Source organism: Streptomyces sp. SX-6, from assembly GCF_059089585.1.
In genome coordinates this window covers 1-24,948 of record NZ_JBTHHU010000026.1, presented here as the reverse complement: position 1 = coordinate 24,948, position 24,948 = coordinate 1, and the positions used below count along the sequence as shown (strand labels likewise).

The window sequence follows — 24,948 nt, the reverse complement described above, 5'->3', positions numbered from 1 at the left end:
GTCACACGGCACTTGCATGCCACTCGGATTTCGTCACCCATTTAACGGCTCAAGGCAGGCCGGGAGAATATTGTGAACAAGAGCAGGTTAGAAGCCATCGGCACGTATCTGCCCGCGAAGGCCATGAGCACCCCGGAACTCCTCGCCCGTATGGAAAAGGCTCCGGAAATCGATCTTTTCAAGATCACGGGAATGGCCGAGCGGCGCGTCGCGGATGATTCCGGGGACGCTCCGGAGGACTGCCTGACCATGGCGGTCTCGGCGGCCCGCGACGCCCTGGACCGCTCGCGCTGGGCCCCGGAGGAGATCGAGGTCGTGATCTCCTGTTCCATCACCCGCACCACGGACGGGCGGCGCTTCCAGTTCGAGCCCTCGCTCGCGCACCGCATCGCCGACGAGATCGGCGCGGTCTCCGCCGTGCGGTTCGATGTGTCCAACGCCTGCGCGGGCATGATGACGGGCGTCTATCTGCTGGACCGGATGATCCGCTCCGGCGAGGTGCGCAACGGCATCGTCGTCAGCGGGGAGCACGCCACTCCCATCGCCTTCACCGCCGCGCGTGAGATGGAGCACAGCCGCGACCCCCAGTTCGCCTCGCTGTCCGTGGGCGACTCGGCGGTGGCGGTGGTGGTCGACCGGGCCACCGACGACGCCGACGTGATCCACGACATCGAGCTGATGACCTGCTCCGAGTACTCGCACCTGTGCCTGGCGATGCCCAGCGACGACACGGGTGACCTGGCCATGTACACCAACAACCAGGAGATGCACAACGAGGACCGGTTCTCGCTGTGGCCCGCCTTCCACGGCGACCAACTGGCCCGCAGCGGACGCCGGTTCGCGGACGAGGGCTATGACTTCGTCATCCACCACCAGGTCGGCAGCCGGTTCATCGACATGGTGAACGACTTCGGCGGGCGTCTCTTCGAGACCCCGATGCCGGAGACCGTCTCGATCGTCGAGAAGTTCGCCAACACCGCGACCACCTCCCACTACCTGGTGCTGCACCAGGCCCTCGCCGAGCGGCGGATCCCCAAGGGATCCAAGATCCTCATGGTGCCCGCCGCTTCGGGCGTGGTGGCCGGCTTCCTGTCCGCGACCGTGTCATCCCTGGAGGTCTGACCGTGGCGACCGTCATCACCTCGACCGCGGTGAGCCCCACCGACGACACCGGCAGCTCCGTCGCGTACGCGGCGGCGGCGGGCCGCACGTGCCTGGAACGGGCCGGGCTCACCCCCGCGGACGTCGACGTCCTGATCAACGTCGGCGTCTACCGCGACCGCAACACCGTCGAACCCTCCAACGCCGCGCTGATCCAGAAGCGGATCGGCATCAACCTCGACTACCTGCGCGACCCCGGCCGGCACGCCGCGTTCTCCTTCGACCTCATGAACGGCGCCTGCGGCATGCTCAACGCCGTCCAGGCGGCGGGCGCGCTGCTGGCGGCCGGCGGGGCGCGCCGGGTGATGGTGGTCGCCTCCGACACCCACCCCTCCATGGACCCGGACCGGGCAGGCACCACCGCGTTCCCCTACGCGAGCACCGGCGGGGCGCTGCTGCTCGAACGCACCGAGGACGCGTACGGCTTCGGCCGTGTGCACCACCGGACGCTGCCGGGCCCGCACGGCGTCAACGGCCATCTGCCGATGCGGGAGGCCGGTTCCGGCGGACGGGACACCATCGTCGTCGACCGCGACGACGACGCCCTCGAGCGGATGCTGGACCTCGCCGCCGACACCGCGCACCGCGTCCTGGCAGCCGAAGGCGCCGACGCGGACGGCACGTTGCTGGTCACCTCCCAGCCATCGCCCGACTTCGCCGCTCAACTCGCGGCACGCCTGGGCCTGTCGGCCGACGCGGCCGTCACCGTCGAGGGCCTGCGCGGCGACCCGCACACCTCGGCGCTCGTCCACGGTCTCGAGCAGGCGCGGGACGCGGGCCGGCTCGGCGAGTACGACCGGGTTCTCTTCCTCACCGTCGGCGCCGGGCCGAGCTCCGCCGCCTCGCTGTACCGCCTGCCCGCCACGGCCGACGGGACGGTGCGCCGATGACCGACACCGTCACCCTCCCCGATGCCCTCCTGCCCGACCTGCTCGCCCGGCACGCGGACCGAACGCCCCGCAAGGCGGCGGTCGTTCACCCCGACGGCGACCGCCGCGATCCCTCCGGCCGCCCCGCCTACGCCTCCGTCGACTACGCCCGCTTCGCCGCCCGGGTCACCGCCTGCGCCGCCGGGCTGCGCGAGCACGGCGTCGGGCGCGGAACCCGTACGGCCCTGCTCGTGCCGGCGGGCGCCGACCTGCTGACCCTGGTGTTCGCGATGCTGCGCCTCGGCGCGGTCCCCGTGGTGGCCGACCCCGGCATGGGACCGGGCAGGATGCTGGACTGCTTCCAACGGGCCGGTGTCGAGGCCTTCGTCGGCGTGCCGCAGGCCCACGCCCTGCGGCTGCTGCGGCCCCGGGCCTTCGCCGGGGTGCGCAGCGTGATCACGGTGGGCCGCAGGGACGGTTCCATGCTCGAGGAGCTGATCACCCTCGGCGCGGGCCGGCCGCCGCTGCCCCCGCCGCCCTCCGGGCCGGACGACCTGGTGATGATCGGTCACACCACGGGCAGCACCGGCCCGGCCAAACCGGTGGAGTTCACCGTGGAGATGCTGCGCGGCATGGCGTACGGCCTCGAGGAAGGCCATTACACGCCCGACCTGCGCACCACTTTGGTCACCCTGCCCCTCCTCGGCGTGCTCGACCTCGCGGCCGGCCGGACCGTGGTGGTGCCGAAGATGGACATGGGCAAGGTCGGCGCCGCCGACCCGGAGCTGCTGGCCGACGCGATCAGCCGCTTCGAGGTCAACGCGATGTTCGCCTCCCCCGCCCTGCTGGGTCCGCTCCAGGCCCATCTGGCCCGCACCGGCACCCGACTGCCGTCGCTGCGCATGCTCATATCCGGAGGGGCCCCGGTGCGGCCCGAGTTGATGGCCGCGCTGCGGGCCGTCCTGCCCGAGCAGGCGCGGGTGTACAGCACGTACGGCGCGACCGAGGCCCTGCCCATGACGCTCCTGGAGAGCCGCGAGGCCGAGGCCCTGCCCGCCGAGGGCCTCCCCATCGAGAAGCCCGGTGTCTGCGTCGGCCGCCCGGCGCCCGGCACCTCGGTGCGCGTCATCGCGGTCGACGACGACCCCGTCCCTCACTGGAGCCCCGAACTTCCGGTGTCCCCCGGCGAGATGGGCGAGATCGTGGTCAGCGGCCGGGCCGTCAGCCCGCGCTACTACCAAGCCTCGGACGCCGACGCCGCACACAAGATCCAGGACGGCGAGGTCCGCTGGCACCGCACCGGTGACGTCGGCCGCATCGACGAGGAGGGCCGCGTCTGGTTCTGCGGGCGCAAGAGCCACCGGGTCCGCGCCGCCGACGGCGACCTGCACACGGTGTGCTGCGAGAGCGTCTTCAACGACCACCCGGAGGTGGCGCGCACCGCGCTCGTCGGCTTCGGCCCGCACGGCGGGCAGCGGCCGGTGCTCTGCGTGGAACTGGAACCGGGCATCAAGAGCATCCAATGGCCGCGGATCGAGGCCGAGTTGCGCGAACGCGGCGCGAACCACCCGATGACCAAGCCGGTCGCGGACTTCCTGCCGCATCCCGGCTTCCCCGTGGACGTCCGCCACAACGCCAAGATCCGCCGGGAGCTGCTGGCGGGCTGGGCCGAGGACCGACTCACCGGCAGCCGCCGCCCCACGGCCGCGGATCTGGCGCTGCGCTCCGTGCCCGTGCTCGGCTGGGCGTATCTCGCGGGCTATCCGCTCCAGTCCCGCCGCACCAGGGCGCTCACCGCCCTGTGGTGGGTCGACGCCGCCCTGAGCGTCGGCGTGCACGCCGCCCAGATCCCGGCCGCGCTGCGTGCCGAGCACGAACGCGCCACCGGACGGCGGCCGTTGGCCACCGCGGGGCTGACCATGCTGTTCGGCGCCACCTGGTGGCGGACCGGCGGACGCAAGGAGGCCGGCGCATGAAGGTGCTGGTGACCGGCGCGTCCGGGTTCCTGGGCGGCCACATCGTCGACGCCTGCGTGCGCGCGGGCGACACCGTACGGGTCCTGGTGCGGCACACGAGCGACCTCAGCCATCTGCGCACCGTCCCCGGCGTCGAGTTCGTCCACGGCGACCTGCGCGACGCGGCGGCGGTCCGCGAGGCGATGACCGGGATCGAGGCGGTGCACCACAGCGCGGCCCGCGTCACCGACCGGGGCACCCGCGCCCAGTTCTTCAACGAGAACGTGCTCGCCACCCGGCGGCTGCTGACGGCGGCCCGCGAGGCCGGGGCCCGGCGCTTCGTCTTCATCAGCAGCCCCAGCGCGCTCATGGGCATCCGTGACGGGGACCGGCTCGGCATCGACGAGAGCGAGCCCTACCCCCGGCACTTCCTCAACCACTACTCGCGGACCAAGGCGGCCGCGGAGCGCCTCGTACTGGCCCACGACCGGCCGGACTTCACCACCGTCGCCCTGCGCCCCCGCGCCGTCTGGGGCCCGCGCGACCACTCCGGCTTCATGCCCCGGCTGCTCGGCAAGATGCTGACGGGCGGCCTGCCCGACCTCTCCGGCGGCAGGCCGGTGTACGCCTCGCTGTGCTACTGCGAGAACGCCGCCGAGGCGAGCGTCCGGGCGACGCGGGCCGAAGGGGTCGGCGGCAGGGCGTACTTCATCGCCGACGACGAGCCGGTGGAGCTCTGGGGCCTGCTGGCCGGCCTCGCCGAACGCTTCGGCGGCACGCCCCCCACCCGTACGGTCCCCCGCCCGCTCCTGGACGCGGCGGCACTCACCGCGGACCTGCTCTGGAAGCTCCCCCCACTGGCCCGGCACGTCGCACCCTCCATCTCCCGTTACTCGGTGGCCCTGTTGACCCGGTCGGCGACGTACGACACCTCGGCGGCCAGGCGCGACCTGGGCGCACCGGCGGTGGACCACGAGACCGGGATGGCCCGGCTCGCGGCATGGATCGACGACATCGGCGGCACCGACACGTTCGTCCGGAGGGTGACACCTTGACCATCACACCCCGCACCCCGGTCTTCCGCCGGGACGTCTCCCCGACCGAGTGGTCCTACCTGGCCGCCGCGCGGCTGGGCGAACTGCTCGTGATCCAGCTGGTGATCGAGGGCACCGGCGCGCTCGACCCGCTGGCGCTGAGCCGGGCCGTGGCCGAGGCCTCGGCCGTCTGCCCCGGTGCGCGGCTCGTCCGCCGCGGCCGGACGTGGACGGACAGCGGCCGGCCCGCCCGGGTCGTGGTCACCGACGGCGACGGCTTCGACCGCGCCGCGTTCACCGGTCTGCCCGAACTGTCGCTGCCGCTGGCCGAGTCGGAGGGCCGGCCGGGCTGCGAGGTGCTGCTGGTCACGGGCGGGCCCGGCACCGTGGTCTTCCGGGCCTCCCATGCCGTGATGGACGTCAAGGGGCTGACGCTGTGGGCGGCGGAGGTGTTCCGCGCGCTGCGGGGCGAACCGCTGCGCGGCGCCGCGGATGCCGAGACCGACCACGGCCTGCTCGCCACGCTCGGCCACACCGGCCGCCGGCCTCGCACCGGGCTCGACCAGCGCTCGCCGCTGGGCGGCCGGGCGGGCACGGGCGCGGCGTGGCGGCGGCGTACGGTGCCGGGCCGGCACGCGGCGCCGACGGCCAAGGTGGCGGCGGCAGTCGCGGAGGCCACCGGCGGTACGGCGCGCATCATGGTGCCGGTGGACCTGCGGCGCCACGCCCCCGGCCTGGCCTCGACGGCCAACCTGGCGCTGCCGGTGTTCCTGGACGTCACGCCCTCGGAGGGCCCGGACGCCGTACAGCGGCGGCTGCTCGACGCCCTCGCCGCCCGGCGCGAGCTGGCGCCGGGCTTCGAAACCGCCCTGGCCCGGCTGCCGTTGCCGGCCGCCGCGGCGGCCGTACGCACCGCGCGCGCCGCCTCCCACTCCCGGCACCGCCACCTGGCCTCGGCGGTCGTCTCCCACGCGGGCCGTCTGGAGCTCGAGGAGTTCACCGCCGCGGAGTTCACCGCCACGACCGCGTACGTCCTGCCCGTGCACGCGCCGCTGATCCCCGTCAGCATCGTGATGCTCGAACTGGACAGCCACACCGAGCTGGTGGTCTCCGCCCGTGGTGCGGCGGACGCCGGAGCACGCTGCGAGGCCCTGCTCGACCGCATCGAGGCCGTGCTGCACACCGGTGCTCCGGCGGCACGCCCCACCGGAGCCGAGGTCGCCGAGCGGCTCCTGGCACCACGGCCGGGCGGGCTGCCGTCCCTCGAGGACACGGTGGTACGGCTGTTCCGCGCCCAGGCCGCCTCGCGGCCCGACGCCGTCGCCGTCACCGGCGACGGCCCGGACTGGACGTACGGGGAACTCGACCGCCGCTCCGACATCGTCGCCGGACTGCTCCTGGAACAAGGGGTACGGCGCGGCGAGGTGGTCGGCGTCCTGGCCGACCGCTCGGCCCTCGGCCTGGCCGCGGTGTGGGGCGTGCTCAAGGCGGGCGCGGCCTTCCTGCCCATCGACATCCGCAACCCCGCACCGCGGGTCGCGGAACTCCTGCACGACGCGCACGCCCGCTTCTGCCTCGCGGAGGCGGCCGAGGCCGCCAAGGCGAAGGAGGCGGACTGCACGGCCGTCGTGCTCGAGGATCTGGCGTCCTTCGAGCAGGTCGACCTGCGGACGAGGACGGCCCTCGCCGCCGCCGACCCCGCGCCGGACGACCTGGCGTACGTCATCTACACCTCCGGTTCCACCGGCAGGCCCAAGGGAGTTCAGGTCGAGCACCGCAGCCTGGCCAACGCGGCGGGCTGGCTCGCCCCGTTCCAGCGGTGCGACGAACAGACGCGCATGGCGTACTCCTTCTCGCCCGGGTTCGACCTGTCGATGATGCAGATCTTCCCGCCGCTGCTGCACGGCGGCGCGGTCGTGCCGGTGCGCGGGGAACTCGACCACCTCAAACTGCGCGCGATGTTCTCGGGCAGGCAGGCCAACACGCTCGGCCTGACCCCGACCCACCTCGACCTGGCCGACCGGCTCGGCATCCGCCCGAGCGGCATCCGTGCCCTCCAGATCGGCGGCGAGAACCTCACCGCGGCCACCGCCCGCCGTACCCGTGCCGCTTTCGGCCCCGACTGCCTGATCACCGACGTCTACGGCCCCACCGAGGCGACCATCTCCTGCACGGTCGCCGTCGTCGACCGTGACACCGCGCGCGCCAACTCGCCGATCGGCGTGCCGGTTCACCGCACCGGCGTGGCCGTACTGGACGAGCAGCAGGCCGAGGTCCCCGACGGAACGCTCGGCGAACTCCACGTCACCGGCGTCCAGGTGGCCCGCGGCTACCTCGGCCTCCCCGACCTCACCGCCGAACGCTTCGTCCGGCTGCCGGACGGCCGCCGCGCCTACCGCACCGGCGACCTCGCCCGGCGCCTGCCGGACGGACAGCTCGAGTACGCGGGGCGGATGGACGCCCAGGTGAAGATCCGGGGCCATCGTGTCGAACCGGCCGAGGTCGAGGCGGCGCTCACCGCGCTGCCGGACATCGCCCAGGCCGCCGTGGTCGCCCGCCGCAAGGACGACGACAGCGCGCAGACCCTGTGCGCCTTCGTGGTCCCCGCCCAGGGCACGGCGACGGTCGACGAGGCGGCGGTGCGGGCCGAGTTGGCGCGTACGCTGCCGCCCCACCTGGTGCCCACCGTGATCCGCGCACTGCCGGAACTGCCGGAGACGTCCAGCGGCAAGACGGACCGCAACGCACTCCCGAGCCCCTTCCACGACGCTCCCCCGACCGACAACGACACCGACAACGGCACCGGCACCGACGCCACGGACGTGACCACGGCGATCTGGGCCCGCGTCCTGCACTGCGACGCCGCGGACCTCGACGCCTCCTCCGACTTCCATGCGCTGGGCGGCGATTCGCTCACCGTCCTGGAGATGCTGGCCGCATTGGGCGCGGAGGTGCTCGGACAGGCGGCGGAGCAGCAGTTCCTGGACCGTCTCGGCCCGCTCGGCGACCACCTCACCCTCGGCCGGGTCGTCGAGGCCGTCGAAGCACTGCGGAGCAAGCCATGATCTTCGTTGGCGAGGGCGCGCTGCTCTGGCGCGCCGTACGGCACACCCTGGACAGCGGCATGCAGGTGGACACCGTCTGCAGCCGGTCGGCGGCGGACGCCGCCCCGGCCTCCCGGCACGGTGTCCCCTTCCTGCCCGTCACGGACGTCAACGAGGCCGCGGGCGAACTGGCCGCGGTCTCCACGGACGGCATCGTCTGGTCGGTCAACAACCCCATGCTCTTCCGCGCCCCGGTGCTCTCCGCCGGGCTGCGCGTCATCAACGTCCATCACGGACCGCTGCCCGCCTATCGCGGCCTGCCCGAAGTCGCGCTGGTCTACGCCATGTTGCACGGCGAGCGCGAGTTCGCCGCGACGCTCCACCGGGTGGACGCGGGCATCGACACGGGCCCGCTCCTCGCCACCGTCCCCTACCCGATCGGCCCGGACGAGCCCTACCACGTGGTGCTGCGCCGGGGCCTCGCGGTCTGCCACCAACTCTTCGAACGCTGCCTGCCGTTCGTGGCCGCCGACCCCGACTGGCCCGGCGACGGCCTCCCGTCCCCCGCCGCCGCCCACGGCGGCTACTACGGCCGCAAGGCCCTGTCCCGCCTCCCCGAGTTCCGCGACCACCCCGCCTTCGCCCGCGCCACCGACCTGGGCTACCTGGCCGGCTATCTGCACGAGCTGTCGGCCGCGGTGTCCTGAGGCAGTACTGGCCCGAAAACATGCCCCTGCCCTGCTCGCGGCTGGTCGAACAGGGCAGGGGGCAGGCTCACGACCACCAGTCGCCGTAGTCCCCGTCGTCGCCGAGGTTGACGAAGTAGCCGTCGTACATGCCGCCGACACAGACGAACAGCGGGCCGTCCAGGTCGTCGCCCGGTATGTCGATGTAACCACCGCCTCGTTCACACAGATCTTCGGAAACGGGCGTGGGATCAGCGGGTCTTGTCGGCGCCGCTGTCGCCGCGGTGCCGCCGAGGGCGGTGAGGGTCATTGCGATGACCGGCGGAGCCAGGATCCGGCGTATCTGCATGGGAACCTCCCTCGTCGCGCGAAAATGCGCGAACAGACACCCAGCATTGGCTTCGCGGCCGCGGCGCCGCACACGGCGTTACTCCATTCGAGTGACCTCCGAGAACTCGGCCAGGAACTCCCCGAGCAGTTCGGCCGTCTCACCAGGCGCTTCCTCCGCCAGGTAGTGATCGCAGGGCAGCGCCCGGCCCCGTACGTCCGCGGCGTACTCCCGCCAGGCGGCGAGCACGTCGTAGTGGCCGCCCACGAAGCTGTGCTCGCCCCACAGGGCGAGCACCGGGCACATGACGCGGCGGCCCGCGGCGGCGTCCTCGTCGTCGTGGACCAGGTCGATGCCCGCGGCGGCGCGGTAGTCCTCGCAGGAGGCGTGGATGGCGGCGGGGTCGGAGAAGCACCGTACGTACTCCGCCAGCGCGGCGGGGCTGAAGGGGGTGCCGCCGCGGTGACGGGCGGTCATGCGGGTGCGGACCCAGAAGCCGGGGTCGGCGCCGATGAGGCGCTCGGGGATGCCGTCACCGGCGGCGAGGAACAGCCAGTGGTAGTAGCCGAGTCCGAAGGCGGCGTCGGCGTTCCGGAAGGCGTGCCGGGTGGGGACGATGTCGAGGACCGCGAGCCCCGTGACGGCGTCCGGGTGGTCGAGGGCGAGGCGGTGGCCGACCCGGGCCCCGCGGTCGTGGCCGACCACGGCGAAGCGGTCGAAGCCGAGGTCGCGCATCACCAGCAACTGGTCGTGCGCCATGCGGCGCTTGGAGTAGGCCGCGTGGTCCGGCGTGGAGTCCGGTTTGTCGCTGTCGCCGTACCCTCGCAGGTCGGTGAGGACCACGGTGTGCCCGGCGGCGAGCAGCGCGGGTGCCACCTGATGCCAGATCAGGTGGGTCTGTGGATAGCCGTGCAGCAGCAGGACGGGCGGACCGTCGCCCGCGATGCGCGTGTTGATGCACACACCGTCGGCATCCACGAGGTGAGGGGAGAACTCGGAGGGCAGGAGTCCGCTCATCTCCCGATCACACCAGCCCCGCGTCCCGCGGTCCAAGAGCATTCCGCGACAATGCTCATAGGCCGGGCCTATAAGGAGACCTGCAAGGAGGGGCGCAGCGGTGGATGTCAGGCAGCTCCAGTGCTTCCTGGCCGTCGTGGACCACGGCGGGTTCAACCGCGCGGCGTCCGCGCTCTATCTGGCGCAGCCGTCCCTGTCTCAGACCATCCGTACGCTCGAACGCGACCTGGGCAGCGAGCTGTTCCACCGGATCGGCCGCAAGGCGGTGCTGACCGAGGCCGGGGCCGCGCTGATCGGGCCGGCCCGTGAGGCCGTCCGGAGCCTTGAACTGGCGCGTGCGGCCGTGGAGTCGGTGGAGGGGCTGCGCGGGGGCCGGGTCGACATCGCCGCGATGCCCTCGCAGTCGATCGAGCCGTTGACCGGGATGGTCCGGCGTTTCTCCGAGCGGTACCCGTGGGTCTCGGTGGTGATCCGGGCGGCGTTCACGCCGCGGGAGGTGATGGAGGCGGTGCGGACGGGGGCGGCGGAGCTGGGGCTGGTGGCGACTTCCGGGCCCCTCGAGGAGATGCCGCAGGCGGCCGGGGTACGTCACCATCCCGTCCTGGAGCAGCGGTTCGTGCTGCTCACCGCGCCCGACGGGCCGTTCCCGCCCGGCTCGCCCGTGCGTCGTGAGCAGCTCGCCGGGCAGCGTCTGATCGTGGGCCAGCGGGGGACGGGGATACGGGCGTACGTGGACGGCCTCCGGGACGCGGGGATCGCGTGGGTGACCGCCGTGGAGACCGAGCACCGGATCGCGATCCTTCCGCTGGTGCTCGGCGGTGCCGGTCTGGCCGTGGTGACGGATTCCTGGCGGGAGTTCGCGGAGGGGGCCGGGGCGCTGGTGCTGGACATCGAGCCGGTGACGAGCCTCCGGGTGGCGCTGGTGAGCCGGCGGACGGCCCCGACCCCGGCGGCCCGGGCGTTCCTCGCATGTGCCGTGGAAGCCGAGGACAGCCGTGGATAGGTGCGTCCTATAAGTCCCATGGGCCTTTCGTCTTGGACGGGTTCGCGGTCCCGTTGCTGCAATCCATACCATGACAACCCATCACCGCATCGCCCGCATCCCCGGCGACGGCATCGGCGCCGAGGTCCTGCCCGCCGCCTGCCGCGTGCTGGACGCCGTGGCCGCCCGGCACGACATCGCCCTCTCCTACACCGAGTTCGACTGGTCCTGCGAGCGCTATCTGCGCGAGGGGGCGATGATGCCCGAGGACGGACTGGACCGGCTGCGGGAGCACGACGCGATCCTGCTGGGCGCGGTCGGGCATCCCCGGGTGCCGGACCATGTCTCGCTGTGGGGGCTGCTGATCCCCATCCGCCGCGGGTTCCGCCAGTACGTCAACCTGCGGCCGATCCGGGTCTTCGAGGGGGTGGCGAGCCCGCTGCGGACCGTGGGGCCCGACGGCGTGGACTTCGTGGTCGTGCGGGAGAACGTCGAGGGCGAGTACAGCGAGATCGGCGGGCGGATGAACCGCGGCTTCGACGACGAAATGGCCGTCCAGCAGGCGGTGTTCACCCGCCCCGGAGTGACGCGGGTGCTCGAGTACGCCTTCGCGCTCGCCGAGCGGCGCGGCGGGCTGCTGACCTCGGCCACCAAGTCCAACGGGATCGTGCACACGCTGCCGTTCTGGGACGAGCTGGTGCGCGAGACCGCGAAGCGGCATCCGGAGGTGCGCTGGGAACAGGAACACGTCGATGCGCTGGCGGCCAAGTTCGTTCTGAATCCTTCACGTTACGAAGTCGTGGTGGGATCGAACCTGTTCGGTGACATCCTCAGCGATCTCGCCGCCGCGGTCGCGGGCAGCATCGGCCTCGCCCCCGCCGCCAACCTCAACCCGGAGCGGGCGTACCCGTCGATGTTCGAGCCGGTGCACGGCTCGGCGCCGGACATCGCCGGCCGGGGCATCGCCAACCCGGTGGGGGCCGTCTGGTCGGCCGCGATGATGCTGGACCACCTGGGACACCCCGCCGCGGCCCGTGCCGTCACGGAGGCGATCGCCGCGGCCCTGGCCACGACCGACGTGCGCACCCCGGACCTGGGCGGCTCGGCCGGCACCGAGGAGTTCACCGAGGTGCTGCTCGGCGTGCTCCGGCATCACGGGGCGGCGTAGCGGGATGTTCACAGTGCCGTTACGTACGAACTGACGCTTGGTTTAAGAATCATGGCGCGTCATTACCGTGCAGGGATCAAATTTTTATGAAGGAAACCGGTCCCGCTACCTGTTTTGCGCCAGAGCCGGAGCCAATGGACGCGCGCGCATCGGCCGTTTCTCCCCTGGCGAGCGGCGGACGCGTGCGCTCCATGTCGCGGAAGTGGGCGGCGGGACCCGGTCCGCGGGGCGGGGAAAACGGCGGCGTAATAACAGGTGGCGGGCCATTTCACCGCTCAGCGGACACCCGTCCGGTACCGGAGGGCGGACGACGGGTTCCGGCATAGGTACGCATCATTTTCCGTTGGCCTATTTCTCCGCTGGCTTGGCCCAGGGTCGAACCTTACGTTCTTCAACAGTCCCGTATGCTCGGAGCGGAGGGGAGGCGCCGATGCGAAAGTCTGTATACGATGCTCCGACCCCTGCCAGAGACCGGCGCTGTTGACGCCGTGGGGCATCACTAGATCATTTCTCTAAGGTTCGCCTTTCCCACGGAGATCATCGCGCACGCGGCCTGATTGCGCCACCGATTCCCGGTCATCTTCCGTGATCAACACATCCGTCACGCTGGTAACTTCACGTCCCCATCGGCACATTCGCACCACCGCACCTACTCGGGAGGAGCTCACGTGGTGGGAAAACCCGCCAACATCTCGGCCGACGACCCCGCCGATTCCTTGCGCTCGCCGGGAGTTGCCGTCCATACGGCGAGCGACACGGAAAGAATCTTCGCCGAAGTGCTGGCAGAGCTCGTGGGCACCGTTCAAGTCGGGCCCGACAGCCACTTCTTCGAGGATCTCGGCGCCGACTCGCTGGTCATGGCTCATTTCTGTGCGAAGGTCAGAAAGCGTCCGGAGCTGCCGACGGTGTCCATGAAGGACATCTACCGGAATTCTACGGTCCGGAGCCTGGCGACGGCCCTCGCGGAAACCGAACCCGCTCATGCCGAACCCCCGCCTCCGGAACCCGTCGAGGTGGTGCAGCCGGGCAGCACGGCGCGTTATGTCCTCTGCGGTACGTTCCAACTCCTGTTCTTTCTCGGGTATTCCTACCTCACCGCTCTCGCCACCACCCGGGGCTATGGGTGGGTCGCGGACGGTTCGGGCGTGGCCGGCGTCTACGGGCGGGCCGTCGTCTTCGGCGGCGCCGAGTTCATCGGCCTGTGCACCTTCCCGGTCGTGGCGAAATGGATTCTCGTCGGGCGGTGGAAGCCCCGTGAGTTCCCGGTCTGGGGCCTGACGTATCTGCGCTTCTGGATCGTCAAGGTGCTCGTGCACGCCAACCCGCTGGTCCTCTTCGTCGGCAGCCCGCTGTACGTGCTGTATCTGCGGGCCCTCGGCGCGCGCATCGGCAAGCACGTGACGATCCTGTCCCGCTCCCTGCCGGTGTGCACCGACCTGCTGACGGTCGGCTCCGGGACGGTGATCCGCAAGGAAGCGTTCCTCCTCTGCTACCGGGCCCACGCCGGGCGGATCCAGACCGGCACGGTGACCCTCGGCAGTGACGTGTACATCGGCGAGAAGACCGTGCTCGACATCAACACCTCGATGGGCGACGGCTCCCAGCTCGGCCACACGTCCGCGCTGCAGAGCGGCCAGTCCGTCCCGGAGGGACAGCACTGGCACGGGTCCCCGGCGCAGCGCACGGACGTGGACTACATCAGGGTCGCACCGGCGAAGTGCGGTTCGCTGCGGCGGGCGACCTTCGGGCTGTTCGGTCTGCTGAAAGCGTTCTTCTTGATCGTCCCCCTGTTCGTCGTGGTCCCGTACCTCCTGCTCGACCATGCGCCGGAGCTGGTCGGCCGGAAGGACGCGGTCACCGAACCGATCACGTCGGGGGCGTTCTGGACCGACGCGCTGCTGGTCTCCCTGCTGCTGTTCGCCGGCCTCGTGGTCGTGGGCCTGGTGGTGCTGTTCACCGTTCCGCGGCTGATGCGTCTGGTGATCAAGCCGGACACGGTCTATCCGCTGTACGGCTTCCGCTACGGCCTGCACCGGTCGATCGCGCGCATGACCAACACCAAGTTCTTCATCTGGCTCTTCGGGGACAGCTCCTACATCGTCCACTACCTGCGCTGCCTCGGGTACGACCTGACCAACGCCGAGCAGACCGGCTCCAACTTCGGCATCGGCCTGCAGCACGAGACGCCGTACCTGAGCTCCTTCGGCCGCGGCACGATGGTCGCCGACGGGCTGTCGATCATCAACGCCGACTTCTCCAGCACGTCCTTCAACGTGTCCCGGACGACGATCGGGAAGCACAGCTTCTTCGGGAACCACGTCGCCTACCCCTCGGGGGGCAGGACAGGCGACAACGTCCTCATGGCGACGAAGGTGATGGTCCCGCTCGACGGCGAGATCCGCGAGAACGTGGGCCTGCTCGGCTCGCCGTGCTTCGAGATTCCCCGGTCCGTGGAGCGCGACACCCGCTTCGACCACCTGCGCGACGGGGACGAACTGCACCACCGCCTCTCCCTGAAGAACCGTTACAACCTGCGGACCATGGGCGTCGTCCTGTTCATTCGCTGGGTGCACATCCTCGGGCTCACGCTGCTGGCGCTCGCGACGATGGGCCGCTACGGCGCCGCCGGGCATGTGCTGGACGCCGTGGTCCTGGTGGCCGCGCTGGCGTGGACCGCCCTCTACTACGCGCTGGTCGAGCGGTGCATGACGCGCTTCCGTCCGCTGGAGCCGCAGGTGTGCTCCATCTACGACCGCTACTTCTGGCACCACGAGCGCCTGTGGAAGGTGCCGGACACCCATTTCGCCGCGTTCAACGGCACTCCGTTCAAGAACATGATCTGGCGGCTGCTGGGCATGCGGGTCGGCAAGCGCGTCTTCGACGACGGCTGCTACCCGTCCGAGCGCACACTCACCACCGTCGGGGACGACTGCACGCTCAACGCGGGCAGCAGGATCCAGTGCCACTCGCAGGAGGACGGCACGTTCAAGTCCGACCGCAGCACACTCGGTGCCGGATGCACTCTCGGGGTCGGTTCCCTCGTCCACTACGGCGTGACGATGGGCGACGGCGCGGTGCTCGCCGCCGACTCCTTCCTCATGAAGGGCGAGGACATCCCCCCGCACGCGCGGTGGGGCGGCAACCCGGCGGCACCGGTCACCGCGGCCGTCACCGGCCGAGGGGGGAAGGTTCGATGAACATGTCACTGGACAACGGCCGGGAGTTCTGGCGGAGAACGCTGACCGCCGGCGGCTTCACCGCGATCCCGCGGTGGACGTCCGCCCCGGCGCCGGGAGTCGCCGAGTACGAGACGGCGATCCCCGACGACCTCGCGGACGCCCTGCGCACGCTGGCGGACGACCTGGCGGTGCCGCTCGGGTCGCTGCTGCTGGCCGCGCACGTCAAGGTGCTCGCCGCGCTCTCCGGCGAGCAGGAGGTCACCACCGGCTACGCCGCCGGGGAGGCCGGCCCCGTCCTGCCCTGCCGGCTGACGGCCGGGCCCAAGTCGTGGCGGGCGCTGGCGCTGGACGTCCGGCTCGCCGAGTCGGAGCTGCTGACGTACCGGGACGTCCCGTTCGAGGACCTCAGACGTGAACTCGGCCTGAGCAGATCGCTGTTCGAGACCGTGTTCCATCCGTCCGGCGACTGCGGCGAGCGCGCCGCCTCCACCGTGCTGGGCGTGGGAGTCCCGCGGAGCGGCGGCCGGCCCGTGCTGCGGCTGCGCTACCGGACGGACGCGTTCGACGCGGACTGCGCCGCGAGAATCGCGGGCTACCACCTCACCGCGCTCACGCTCATGACGGCCGACCCGGACGCCGCGCACGCGCGGCAGAGCCTGCTGTCCGCCGGGGAACTCCGCTTCCAGCTCGAGGGGCTCGCCGGGCCGCACCGGGAGCTGCCGGACCGCCGCTTCCACGAGCTGTTCGAGGAGCGGGTACGGACCCACCCCGATGCCGTGGCCGCCGTGCACGGCGAGCGGGAGCTGACCTACCGGGAGCTCAACGCCCGCGCCAACCGCCTGGGCCGGGCCCTGCTGGACCGGGGGCTGGACGCCGAGGGCGTGGTCGCGGTGGTGACCGAGCGCGACCTGGACTGGATGACGGCCGTCCTCGCCGTCTTCAAGGCCGGCGGCGTCTATCTGCCCGTCGAGCCGCACTTCCCGGCCGAGCGCATCGTCTCCATGCTCTCCCGCGCGCAGTGCCGCCTCGTCCTGACCGAGACCGGCAGCACGACCACCCTCGACGAAGCCCTGGGCTCACTGCCGGGCGTCCGTACGCTCGTCATCGACGAGGCCGTGCGCGAGGACCACGCCGAGGACGACCTCGGCATCGCGATCGCACCGGACCGCCTCGCCTACATCTACTTCACCTCCGGCTCCACCGGTGAGCCCAAGGGCGCGATGTGCGAGCACGCGGGCATGCTCAACCACCTCTACGCCAAGATCGAGGACCTGGGCATCGGCGAGGGGACGACGGTCGCCCAGACCGCGCCCCAGTGCTTCGACATCTCGCTGTGGCAGCTCGTCTCCGCGCTCCTGGTCGGCGGGCGCACCCTGCTGATCGAGCAGGAAGTGGTCCTGGACGTCGGGCGGTTCGTGGAGAGGATCACGGACGGCCGGGTCGCCGTGCTCCAGGTCGTCCCCTCCTATCTCGAGGCCGTCCTGTCCCATCTCGAGCGCGACTCCCGCGAACTGCCGGACCTGCGCTGTGTGTCGGTCACCGGCGAGGCGCTGAAGAAGGAGCTCACCCAGCGCTGGTTCGCGGCCGAGCCCGGCATCAAGCTGGTCAACGCCTACGGCCTGACCGAGACGTCGGACGACACCAACCACGAGGTCATGGACCGCGTGCCGGACCGCGACCGGGTCCCCCTCGGCCCCTGCGTGAACAACGTGCGCGTCTATATCGTCGACGAGCACCTGTCGCCCGTGCCGCTGGGCGCCCCCGGCGAGATCGTCTTCTCGGGCGTCTGCGTCGGCCGCGGCTACGTCAACGACCCCGAGCGCACCCGGCTCGCCTTCATGCCCGACCCGCACCGCGAGGGCCAACGGCTCTACCGGGCGGGCGACTTCGGCCGCTGGCTGCCGGAGGGCAAGCTGGAGTTCCTCGGCCGGCGCGACAGCCAGGTCAAGGTCCGCGGCTTCCGGATCGAGATCGGCGACATCGAGAACGCCCTCCTGCTGGTGCCCGGCGTCCGCGACGGTGCCGTGGTGGTCGCCGAACGGGACGGCGGCCAGGGCAAGTACCTGGTCGCCTTCTACTCCGGCACCGCCCCCCTGGACACCACCTCGCTGCGGGAGCAACTGGGGGCGTCGCTGCCCGCGTACATGGTCCCGACCGCCTTCCACTGGCGCGAGCGCCTGCCGCTCACCGCCAACAGCAAGATCGACCGGAAGGCGCTGACGGCGCTCGCCGCCGAACTCGACGGCGCCGGCGAGGAGTACGACGCACCGCGCACCCCGACCGAGCGGCGGCTGGCGAAGGCCTGGGCCGAGGTGCTCGGCGTCCCGCAGGAACGAATCGGCCGCGAGGACCACTTCTTCGACCGGGGCGGCACCTCGCTCTCGGCGGTGAAGCTCGCGATCGCCCTGGACCGTACCGTCTCCCTCAAGGACCTCACCCGCCACCCGGTACTCACCGACCTCGCCGACTTCATCGACGGCAGGTCGGCACCCCGCCCCGGGCTGCTGCAGCCGCTGTCGGAGCCGGACGGCGAACGGACAGGCACCCTCGTGTGCTTCCCCTACGCCGGCGGCAACGCGGTCAACTTCCAGCCGCTGGCCAAGGCGCTGCGCGGCAGCGGGCTGGCCGTCCACGCGGCCGAACCTCCCGGCAACGACCCGGCCGCCGGCACCGAGCCCTTCGCCCCCATGGACCGGGTGGCCGAGCGGGCGGTCGACGAGATCGTCCGGCTCGGCACGACCCCGGTCCTGCTGTGGGGCCACTGCTCGGGCGCCGCGATCGCCCTGGAGACGGCCCGCCGTCTCCAGGAGCGCGGGACGCCCGTCCAGCGGGTCTTCCTCGGATCCCAGTTGCCCGGCACCGCCGCCTACCGGCGCGAGGAGATCGCGCGCCTGACGGAGATGGGCGACGCCGAGATAGCCAAGGAGCTGACCGCGGCCGGCGATTACACCGACCTCGGCGACATAGCCGAGCACACCGGTGCCGCCTACCGCCACGACTGCGTATCCGCCCACGGTCACCTCGCCGGCGCCCTGGACGACCCGCCCGCGGTGAAGCTCACCGCCCCGGTCACCGTGGTCCTCGCCGCCGACGACCCCTTCACCACGGGAGCCCCGGACCGCCACCGCGCCTGGGAGTTCCTCGCCGGCCACGTCGAGCTGCGCGTACTGCCCGACGGCGGCCACTACTTCGCCCGCACCCGCCCGGAGCTGACAGCACAGGCCGTACTGGACGCGGCCCACGTGACGGCCTCCTCCTGACGCAATCGGAAAGGACACTGCCCCATGCCATCGTCATCCTCGGCGCCGCTGCTCGACGTGGACGTGCACCCCGGCCGGCCCCCGATCCTGCTGGCCAAGGACACCGGAGACCCGTCGCGCTGGGCGGCCGAGCACCGGGACGCCCTGCGCGCGGCCGTCGCCGTCCACGGCGCGGTCCTGGTCCGCGGCCTCGGGCTGCACGACCCGGACGGCACCGCCGCCGTCTTCCGGCAGCTGGCCGGCCGCCTGATGACCGAGACGGAGACCTTCGCGCCCCGCAAGACCTACGCCGACGGCATCTACTCCTCCACCAAGTGGCCGCAGAACCAGCCGATGTGCATGCACCACGAGATGAGCTACACCCTGGAGTTCCCCGGCCTGATGTTCTTCGCCTGCCTCAAGGCACCCACCGAGGGCGGAGCCACCGCCGTGGCCGACTCCCCCGCCGTGCTCGAGGCCCTGCCCGCCGAGCTCGTCGCACGCTTCGAGCGCGAAGGCTGGCTGCTCACCCGCAACTACAACGACGAGATCGGCGCGTCCTACGAGGAGGCCTTCGGCACCGAGGACCGCGGCGCCGTCGAGGCCTACTGCCGCGCCCGCGCCATCGAGTTCGAGTGGCTCCCCGACGGCGGACTGCGCACCCGGCAGCGCCGCAGCGCCGTGGTGCGCCACCCCAACAGCGGCAAGCGCTGCTGGTTCAACCAGATCGCGTTCCTCAACGAATGGACCATGGCCCCGGAGATCCACGAGTACCTCGTGGACGTCTACGGCGCCGACGGCCTGCCGTTCAACACCAGCTTCGGCAACGGCGACCCGGTCGGCGAGGACATCGTCCAGCTGCTCAACGAGGTCTACGAGGCCCACACCGTCCGCGAGCCCTGGCAGGCCGGCGATGTGCTCCTCGTCGACAACATCCGTACCGCACACAGCAGAGAGCCCTTCGACGGACCGCGTGAAGTGCTCGTCGCGATGACCGACGCGGTGCGCCTGGCCGACTGCAATCCGACCTTCGAGGTGACCACCCGATGACCACGCACCACTCCACCCCCCAGGACGCCGAGGAACCCGAAGCGGTCACGGTGCCGCCCTTCGCGGTGATTTCCGGCGGGCAGGTGCACAAGGCCCTCAAGGGCCGCGAGAAGGAGATCGTGGAGGTGGTCGACGCCACCTACCGAGTGCACGGGGCGGGTGACTCCGTCAACCCGCCGTCCTACTTCCTGCGCTTCGCCGACCGTCCGTCCTCCCGCATCATCGCCCTCCCCGCCTCGATCGGCGGCGGTGTCGGAGTCGACGGCCTCAAGTGGATCTCCAGCTTCCCGGAGAACATCGCCTCCGGCGTCCCGAGGGCCTCGGCCGTACTGATCCTCAATGACCGCCGCACCGGATACCCCTTCGCCTGCCTCGAGAGCTCCATCATCAGCGCCACCAGGACCGCCGCCTCCGCGGCACTGGCCGCCGACCGGCTCAGCAGCGCCCGGCGCCGCCGCCCCACGCGCGTCGGGTTCATCGGTACGGGCCTGATCGCCCGCTACATCCACACCTTCCTGGCCGGCACCGGCTGGTCGTTCGACCGCATCGGGGTGCACGACCTCTCCGCCGACAGCGCGGCCGGCTTCCGGACCTACCTCGAACAGTCCGGCGCCACCGCCGGGATCACCGTGCACGACAGCGCCGAACAGCTCATCCGCAACAGCGACCTGGTCGTGTTCGCCACCGTCGCCGGCAAGCCGCACGTCCACGACGTGTCGTGGTTCGACCACAACCCGCTGGTCCTGCACGTCTCCCTGCGCGACCTCTCCCCCGACATCGTGCTCGCCTCGGCCAACTTCGTCGACGACGTCGACCACTGCCTCAAGGCCGACACCTCACCCCACCTCGCCGAACAGCGCACCGGCCGCCGGGACTTCCTCGACGGCACGCTCCACGACGTACTGACGGGACAGGCATCCGTCCCGCTGGACCGTCCGGTGATCTTCTCGCCCTTCGGGCTGGGGGTGCTCGATCTCGCCGTGGGCAAGTACGTCTACGACGAAGTCGTCCGCTCCGGCGAACTGCACGTCGTCGACGACTTCTTCCACGAACTGCGCAGGTACGGGTGACCGGCCGAAGCTGCGTGTCGGACAAGGGGGGTACCGTGCAACGCGTCATATCCGTCCCCATGGACTTCAACGAGGACGAGCTCTACGTCAACCTGAGGCCGATCCTCGGTCACTCGCTCTTCCTCAAGTGCGAGGGCTTCAACTTCGCCGGCTCCATCAAGCTGAAGGCCGCGAGCGCCATGGTGGAGGCCGCCGAGCGAAGCGGCGCCCTCCACGCGGGCTCGACCATCGTCGAGTCCTCCTCCGGAAACCTGGGCGTGGCCCTCAGCATGATCGCCGCAAGCAAGGGCTACCGCTTCGTGTGCGTCACCGACGCCCGCTGCAACCTGGCGACCCGGCGTCTGATGGAGGCACTCGGCAGCCAGGTGCACATCATCACGGAGCCCGCGGCGACCGGCGGCCTCCTCGGCGCCCGGATCGCCTACGTACACGCCCTGTGCGCCTCCGACGACCGGTACGTATGGCTCAACCAGTACACCAACCCGGCCAACTGGCGCGCCCACTACCGCACCACGGCCCCGGCCATCGACCGCCAGTTCCCGCGCCTCGACGTCCTGTTCGTGGGCGCCGGCACGACGGGCACCCTGATGGGGTGCGCCCGCTACTTCCGCGAGGCGCACCGCGACGTACGGGTCGTCGCGGTCGACGCCGTCGGCTCGGTGACCTTCGGCGGCCCGCCGGCCCGCCGGATGATCCCCGGCCTCGGCACCAGCGTCCGCCCGGCGATCCTCGACGACTCCTACGTCGACGAGGTGATCCTGGTCGAGGAGGCGGACACCATCCGCACCTGCCACCGCCTGGCCCGCCGCGGCTTCCTCTTCGGAGGCTCCACGGGCACGGTGGTGAGCGGCGCCCTGACCTGGCTCGACAAGCACGACGCCGACGACCTCACGGCCGTCGCCATCGCCCCTGACCTCGGCGAGCGGTACCTGGACACGGTGTACCAGACCAACTGGGTCCAGGACCTCTACGGCGAGGCACTCCTGGAGGAGGTCCCGGCAGCGGAACGCGCGTGACGTGACGGTACGGCAACCGGCTTGCTGGGCAGGCCGGTTGCCGTACGTCATCATGATGACTGTGATCCCTGACCCCCGCAGCGCATCACCGACACCGACCGCCGACTCGGCGGACCGAGAGCCCCCGGCAGCGGTCCTGGAGCTGTACAAACTGGCCGTGGAAATGGCCGACCGGGTGTCCGCACGACGGGGCCTGGCCAACGCCTTCTTCCTCTCCGTCCAGACGGCCTTCGTCGGCACGGTCGGCATCTCCCTGACCAATCCCCGGCACGCACCTCTGTGGGCCGCCCCGGTCATCGCCCTGGCAGGACTGGCGATCTCGATGACCTGGTGGCTCCAGCTGCGCAGCTACCGCGACCTCAACCGGGCGAAGTTCGACGTCATCAACACGCTCGAGACACAGCTCCCGGTCAAGGTCTTCACCGACGAGTGGGAGCACCTGACCCGTACGCCCGCGGCCTCCTGGCGGACCCGCTACGCCGAACTCGGTTTCAGCGAGCGGATGATCCCCTGGGTCTTCGCTTTCTTGCACGGACTGCTGTGTCTGGGCAGGCTTCTCTCATGACGTACCTGCGCGACGACGCCCGTCTGATCCGGTCCCACCTGCCCGCACACGCCCAGCCGCCGGAGGACGCCGACGCGCTCTTCCTCCTGTACGCCGTCCTCATGCGGGCAAAGGGCATGCAGGTCACGGAGGTTGACGTACACAACGCCTGGGCGGCCTGGATGGAGACCCGCAACCCCCAGCATCCCGCTCTCGTCCCGTACGAGTCACTGGACGAGCCCACCCAGCGCCAGGACCTGCCGTACCTCCAGGCCATCCACGCCGCCGCGCATGACCGTGTCACCCGCTCCCGGGCTGCCGGACCGGGGGCTGGGATCCCCGGCTGATGTGCGTCATCACGGGCTCCAGCTGCCGCGTGAAGTGCTTGGCGATCCTTCTGGTGTTGGTGCCCTTCACGGCGGACCTGTCGAACCAGGCGAGATGGGGCTCCCAGCCGTCGGTGAAATAGATCATCGCCTTGAAGTAGAAGGCCCGTGCGACCTTCGGGTTCGCCGGTGCCGGCAGGTCCGGCAGGATCGGGGGCTGCCAGAAGTCGCCGTACTTGTGCTTGAGTTCGAACAGCACGCCCTCGACCTCGGCGATGGTCGATGCCTTGAACCGCAGGTACTCGGCCGCATTGGTGACCAGCACGACAAGCCGGGACGGGTCCCTGCGGCGCATGATCTCCACGTACTCCCACACCGTGCCGGGCCCCGGCCCGGCGCCGAGGATGACGAGACGGGCGTTGTCGATCAACTCCCCGACGGTGTCCTTCCAGTCGTCGAGCGGAAGGTAGGTCCTGCGCGCCCCGGACCCGCCGGGCAGCGCCTCCCCCGGTCTGCCGATCGCGATCATCGGCCCGAACTGCCGGAACATCCTGCGGAGCCGCTCCTCGTAGGTGCGGCCCGATCGCGCGATCGACCGAACGGGGTTGGTGAACGCGTTGTCGTTCTCCGCGGCCGGGGCAATGCCGGAGGAGCTCATGTCCTGTGTGAAGGGGCGCAGGTACAGGACATACGAACCCGGCACGAGGGCCGACAGATCGGCGACGAGGTGCGTCGTATGCACACGGGCCCGCCGCCCCACGACCAGGCTGAGCCAGAAGACCACACCACCCGCGATCATGATGCCGAGGCAGATGAGCAGTTGGACGAACCAGGGAGGCCCCGTGTAACCGGGCGCGTTCGTGGTCGCCGACAGCGTCTTGGAGCGCTGCACACTGCCCAGGATCGCCACGCTGCCCGCTATGCGCAGGATCCAGCCCGTGACGCGCAGAACCCAGCCCAGGATCTTGCGCTGCGCTGGTAAGGAGGCTGTTTCCATGCGGCGGCACCGTCCCTGGTTCTTCGTTGTCTCACTGTGCCAGATGAGGTGAAGCGGCGTCAGAGCATCCATCAACTCCGGTCAGCCGCAGGGGACATGTGCTGGACATGACCCACTATCCGGTGGCACTGTGTAGTGGTACTAAGTGTCACGCAGTACCAGGAGATCGAAGAGGCCGCGATGGACGACCTGACGGAGATGCTCAAGGGCACGCTCGAGGGCTGCGTGCTGGAAATCATCGGTGGCGAGGAGACCTATGGGTACGCCATCACACGTCGGCTGAACGAGCTCGGCTTCGCCGACGTCGTCGAGGGGACGGTGTACACCATCCTGCTGCGACTGGAGAAGAACGGACTCGTCCAGGTGACGAAGCGGCCCTCCGGGATGGGGCCGCCGCGCAAGTTCTACGCGCTCAACGACGTGGGGCGCGAGCAACTCGCGAGGTTCTGGGCGAAGTGGGAGTACGTCTCATCACGAATCGACAAGCTCAAGGAGGGCGGGAGATGAAGCTCTGGGAGACCATGACGGGCAGCGATCTCACGAGGGAATGGAAGGCGTTCGGAGCCCGGGCCGAGGCATTGCCGGCCGACCACCGGGCGGCGTGGGATCAGATCACGGTTCACCTCTTCCCCTACGCGGGCTTCACGGGTCGCAACCTGATGCCGATCCTCGACAACGCCCTGGGGCTGCTCGAGGAAACAGCGGCGGACGGACAGAGCATTCACGAGGTGCTGGACGACGACATCAAGGGCTTCTGCGCCGCACTGGCCGGCGGAGAAGGAGCCCGAAGCCATCGCGACCGGTGGCGCGAGCAGTTGAACAGGAACGTCGCAAGGAAACTGAGCCGACTGGGAGGCTGACGTGGGCATCCAGGACATCATCGAGGGCAAGAAGCAGTGGCGGGCGCACCTGGCACGGGTCAAGGCGCTGCCGCCGGACTACCAGATCGTCTACAAGGAAATACAGAGGTATCTCTTCAAGGTCGCAGTGGTCGACGCCGCAGCGGTCGACCTGTCCGACGGGCAACTGCTCACAGGGATTGTCGATTTCTTCGAGGAGGGCGTGGCGTCCGGCAAGGGAGTCCTGCAACTCATCGGCAACGATGTCGCCGCTTTCTGCGACGACCTGGTCAAGGACTCACGCACCTACGCGGACAGCTAGTGTGATGCGCCAGAAATCCTGAGGGTTAGTTCTGCTCGGTTATCTGGCTGCCGGCACCGACCTTGGTGAGGTAGTCGGCGAGGGAGTTGAGGATCTCGTCGGCGGTCTTGGTCCAGGTGAAG

At 70.7% G+C, this 24,948-nt stretch carries 21 protein-coding genes; 18 read left to right on the top strand and 3 right to left on the bottom strand.

The features are described from left to right. Positions 1-72 precede the first annotated feature (72 nt). The 6 genes from ACV530_RS26315 to ACV530_RS26290 are packed head-to-tail and all read left to right on the top strand — an operon-like array spanning position 73 to position 8,770. A complete protein-coding gene (locus tag ACV530_RS26315) occupies positions 73-1,122 on the top strand; it encodes a 3-oxoacyl-ACP synthase III family protein (RefSeq protein ID WP_494335095.1) in 1,050 nt (349 codons plus the stop codon). A 2-nt stretch (positions 1,123-1,124) separates the two neighbouring features. Continuing rightward, the gene (locus ACV530_RS26310) at positions 1,125-2,051 is read left to right on the top strand and encodes a hypothetical protein (protein ID WP_494335094.1); all 927 of its coding nucleotides are present in this window, start codon (positions 1,125-1,127) and stop codon (positions 2,049-2,051) included. Then, the gene (locus tag ACV530_RS26305; RefSeq protein ID WP_494335093.1) at positions 2,048-4,006 is read left to right on the top strand and encodes a fatty acid CoA ligase family protein; all 1,959 of its coding nucleotides are present in this window, start codon (positions 2,048-2,050) and stop codon (positions 4,004-4,006) included. The genes ACV530_RS26310 and ACV530_RS26305 overlap by 4 nt, the downstream gene beginning before the upstream one ends. Continuing rightward, positions 4,003-5,040 (top strand): NAD-dependent epimerase/dehydratase family protein, encoded by a 1,038-nt coding sequence (locus ACV530_RS26300; RefSeq protein ID WP_494335092.1) that lies wholly within the window; start codon positions 4,003-4,005, stop codon positions 5,038-5,040. The genes ACV530_RS26305 and ACV530_RS26300 overlap by 4 nt, the downstream gene beginning before the upstream one ends. Then, the gene (locus ACV530_RS26295) at positions 5,037-8,084 is read left to right on the top strand and encodes an amino acid adenylation domain-containing protein (protein WP_494335091.1); all 3,048 of its coding nucleotides are present in this window, start codon (positions 5,037-5,039) and stop codon (positions 8,082-8,084) included. The genes ACV530_RS26300 and ACV530_RS26295 overlap by 4 nt, the downstream gene beginning before the upstream one ends. Continuing rightward, positions 8,081-8,770, top strand: coding sequence for a formyltransferase family protein (locus ACV530_RS26290; protein WP_494335090.1), 690 nt, complete (start codon positions 8,081-8,083; stop codon positions 8,768-8,770). The genes ACV530_RS26295 and ACV530_RS26290 overlap by 4 nt, the downstream gene beginning before the upstream one ends. Before the next feature lie 67 nt (positions 8,771-8,837). On the opposite strand, the gene ACV530_RS26285 is transcribed toward ACV530_RS26290, so the two are convergent. Together ACV530_RS26285 and ACV530_RS26280 are read right to left on the bottom strand one after the other, a co-directional pair. Beyond that, positions 8,838-9,098, bottom strand: coding sequence for a hypothetical protein (locus ACV530_RS26285; RefSeq protein ID WP_494335089.1), 261 nt, complete (start codon positions 9,096-9,098; stop codon positions 8,838-8,840). Positions 9,099-9,176: 78 nt separating this feature from the next. Further along, complete coding sequence (locus ACV530_RS26280; protein ID WP_494335088.1) at positions 9,177-10,094, bottom strand: alpha/beta fold hydrolase; 918 nt, start codon at positions 10,092-10,094, stop codon at positions 9,177-9,179. A 100-nt stretch (positions 10,095-10,194) separates the two neighbouring features. On the opposite strand from ACV530_RS26280, the gene ACV530_RS26275 reads away from it, so the two are divergent. From ACV530_RS26275 to ACV530_RS26235, 9 genes are all read left to right on the top strand, one after another. Continuing rightward, on the top strand, positions 10,195-11,097 hold the full coding sequence (locus ACV530_RS26275) for a LysR family transcriptional regulator (protein ID WP_494335087.1): 903 nt from the start codon (positions 10,195-10,197) through the stop codon (positions 11,095-11,097). Between the two features lie 70 nt (positions 11,098-11,167). Then, complete coding sequence (locus tag ACV530_RS26270) at positions 11,168-12,244, top strand: tartrate dehydrogenase (RefSeq protein ID WP_494335086.1); 1,077 nt, start codon at positions 11,168-11,170, stop codon at positions 12,242-12,244. A gap of 668 nt (positions 12,245-12,912) precedes the next feature. Next, positions 12,913-15,441 (top strand): Pls/PosA family non-ribosomal peptide synthetase, encoded by a 2,529-nt coding sequence (locus tag ACV530_RS26265; protein ID WP_494335085.1) that lies wholly within the window; start codon positions 12,913-12,915, stop codon positions 15,439-15,441. Continuing rightward, positions 15,438-18,683 carry a non-ribosomal peptide synthetase gene (locus tag ACV530_RS26260; protein ID WP_494335084.1) on the top strand — a complete coding sequence of 1,082 codons (3,246 nt, stop codon included), beginning with the start codon at positions 15,438-15,440 and terminating at the stop codon, positions 18,681-18,683. The genes ACV530_RS26265 and ACV530_RS26260 overlap by 4 nt, the downstream gene beginning before the upstream one ends. A 24-nt stretch (positions 18,684-18,707) precedes the next feature. Further along, positions 18,708-19,712, top strand: a complete 1,005-nt coding sequence (locus tag ACV530_RS26255; RefSeq protein WP_494335083.1) for a TauD/TfdA family dioxygenase — start codon at positions 18,708-18,710, stop codon at positions 19,710-19,712. Then, positions 19,709-20,782: a 2,3-diaminopropionate biosynthesis protein SbnB gene (sbnB, locus tag ACV530_RS26250; RefSeq protein WP_494335082.1), complete on the top strand. Its 1,074-nt coding sequence runs from the start codon at positions 19,709-19,711 to the stop codon at positions 20,780-20,782. The genes ACV530_RS26255 and sbnB overlap by 4 nt, the downstream gene beginning before the upstream one ends. Positions 20,783-20,841: 59 nt before the next feature. Then, the gene (sbnA, locus tag ACV530_RS26245) at positions 20,842-21,798 is read left to right on the top strand and encodes a 2,3-diaminopropionate biosynthesis protein SbnA (protein WP_494335160.1); all 957 of its coding nucleotides are present in this window, start codon (positions 20,842-20,844) and stop codon (positions 21,796-21,798) included. A gap of 61 nt (positions 21,799-21,859) precedes the next feature. Further along, positions 21,860-22,363, top strand: a complete 504-nt coding sequence (locus tag ACV530_RS26240) for a RipA family octameric membrane protein (protein WP_494335081.1) — start codon at positions 21,860-21,862, stop codon at positions 22,361-22,363. Continuing rightward, on the top strand, positions 22,360-22,689 hold the full coding sequence (locus ACV530_RS26235; protein ID WP_494335080.1) for a DUF7701 domain-containing protein: 330 nt from the start codon (positions 22,360-22,362) through the stop codon (positions 22,687-22,689). The genes ACV530_RS26240 and ACV530_RS26235 overlap by 4 nt, the downstream gene beginning before the upstream one ends. On the opposite strand, the gene ACV530_RS26230 is transcribed toward ACV530_RS26235, so the two are convergent. After that, a complete protein-coding gene (locus ACV530_RS26230; RefSeq protein ID WP_494335079.1) occupies positions 22,643-23,665 on the bottom strand; it encodes a hypothetical protein in 1,023 nt (340 codons plus the stop codon). The genes ACV530_RS26235 and ACV530_RS26230 overlap by 47 nt on opposite strands. A gap of 180 nt (positions 23,666-23,845) precedes the next feature. On the opposite strand from ACV530_RS26230, the gene ACV530_RS26225 reads away from it, so the two are divergent. Genes ACV530_RS26225 through ACV530_RS26215 form a run of 3 tightly spaced genes read left to right on the top strand, consistent with a single transcriptional unit; the run spans position 23,846 to position 24,826 of the window. Then, the gene (locus ACV530_RS26225; RefSeq protein ID WP_494335078.1) at positions 23,846-24,172 is read left to right on the top strand and encodes a PadR family transcriptional regulator; all 327 of its coding nucleotides are present in this window, start codon (positions 23,846-23,848) and stop codon (positions 24,170-24,172) included. After that, complete coding sequence (locus ACV530_RS26220) at positions 24,169-24,525, top strand: DUF1048 domain-containing protein (protein ID WP_494335077.1); 357 nt, start codon at positions 24,169-24,171, stop codon at positions 24,523-24,525. The genes ACV530_RS26225 and ACV530_RS26220 overlap by 4 nt, the downstream gene beginning before the upstream one ends. A gap of 1 nt (position 24,526) precedes the next feature. After that, positions 24,527-24,826 (top strand): DUF1048 domain-containing protein, encoded by a 300-nt coding sequence (locus ACV530_RS26215; protein WP_494335076.1) that lies wholly within the window; start codon positions 24,527-24,529, stop codon positions 24,824-24,826. Positions 24,827-24,948: the final 122 nt, after the last annotated feature.

Bases quoted from the DNA above. Each gene is read 5' to 3' on its own strand.
- ACV530_RS26305 (WP_494335093.1), top strand. From the start codon at position 2,048: ATGACCGACACCGTCACCCTCCCCGATGCCCTCCTGCCCGACCTGCTC.
- ACV530_RS26235 (WP_494335080.1), top strand. From the start codon at position 22,360: ATGACGTACCTGCGCGACGACGCCCGTCTGATCCGGTCCCACCTGCCC.
- sbnB (WP_494335082.1), top strand. From the start codon at position 19,709: ATGACCACGCACCACTCCACCCCCCAGGACGCCGAGGAACCCGAAGCG.
- ACV530_RS26255 (WP_494335083.1), top strand. From the start codon at position 18,708: ATGCCATCGTCATCCTCGGCGCCGCTGCTCGACGTGGACGTGCACCCC.
- ACV530_RS26270 (WP_494335086.1), top strand. From the start codon at position 11,168: ATGACAACCCATCACCGCATCGCCCGCATCCCCGGCGACGGCATCGGC.
- ACV530_RS26280 (WP_494335088.1), bottom strand. From the start codon at position 10,094: ATGAGCGGACTCCTGCCCTCCGAGTTCTCCCCTCACCTCGTGGATGCC.
- ACV530_RS26290 (WP_494335090.1), top strand. From the start codon at position 8,081: ATGATCTTCGTTGGCGAGGGCGCGCTGCTCTGGCGCGCCGTACGGCAC.
- ACV530_RS26285 (WP_494335089.1), bottom strand. From the start codon at position 9,098: ATGCAGATACGCCGGATCCTGGCTCCGCCGGTCATCGCAATGACCCTC.
- ACV530_RS26300 (WP_494335092.1), top strand. From the start codon at position 4,003: ATGAAGGTGCTGGTGACCGGCGCGTCCGGGTTCCTGGGCGGCCACATC.
- ACV530_RS26225 (WP_494335078.1), top strand. From the start codon at position 23,846: ATGGACGACCTGACGGAGATGCTCAAGGGCACGCTCGAGGGCTGCGTG.
- ACV530_RS26220 (WP_494335077.1), top strand. From the start codon at position 24,169: ATGAAGCTCTGGGAGACCATGACGGGCAGCGATCTCACGAGGGAATGG.
- ACV530_RS26260 (WP_494335084.1), top strand. From the start codon at position 15,438: ATGAACATGTCACTGGACAACGGCCGGGAGTTCTGGCGGAGAACGCTG.
- sbnA (WP_494335160.1), top strand. From the start codon at position 20,842: ATGGACTTCAACGAGGACGAGCTCTACGTCAACCTGAGGCCGATCCTC.
- ACV530_RS26230 (WP_494335079.1), bottom strand. From the start codon at position 23,665: ATGGAAACAGCCTCCTTACCAGCGCAGCGCAAGATCCTGGGCTGGGTT.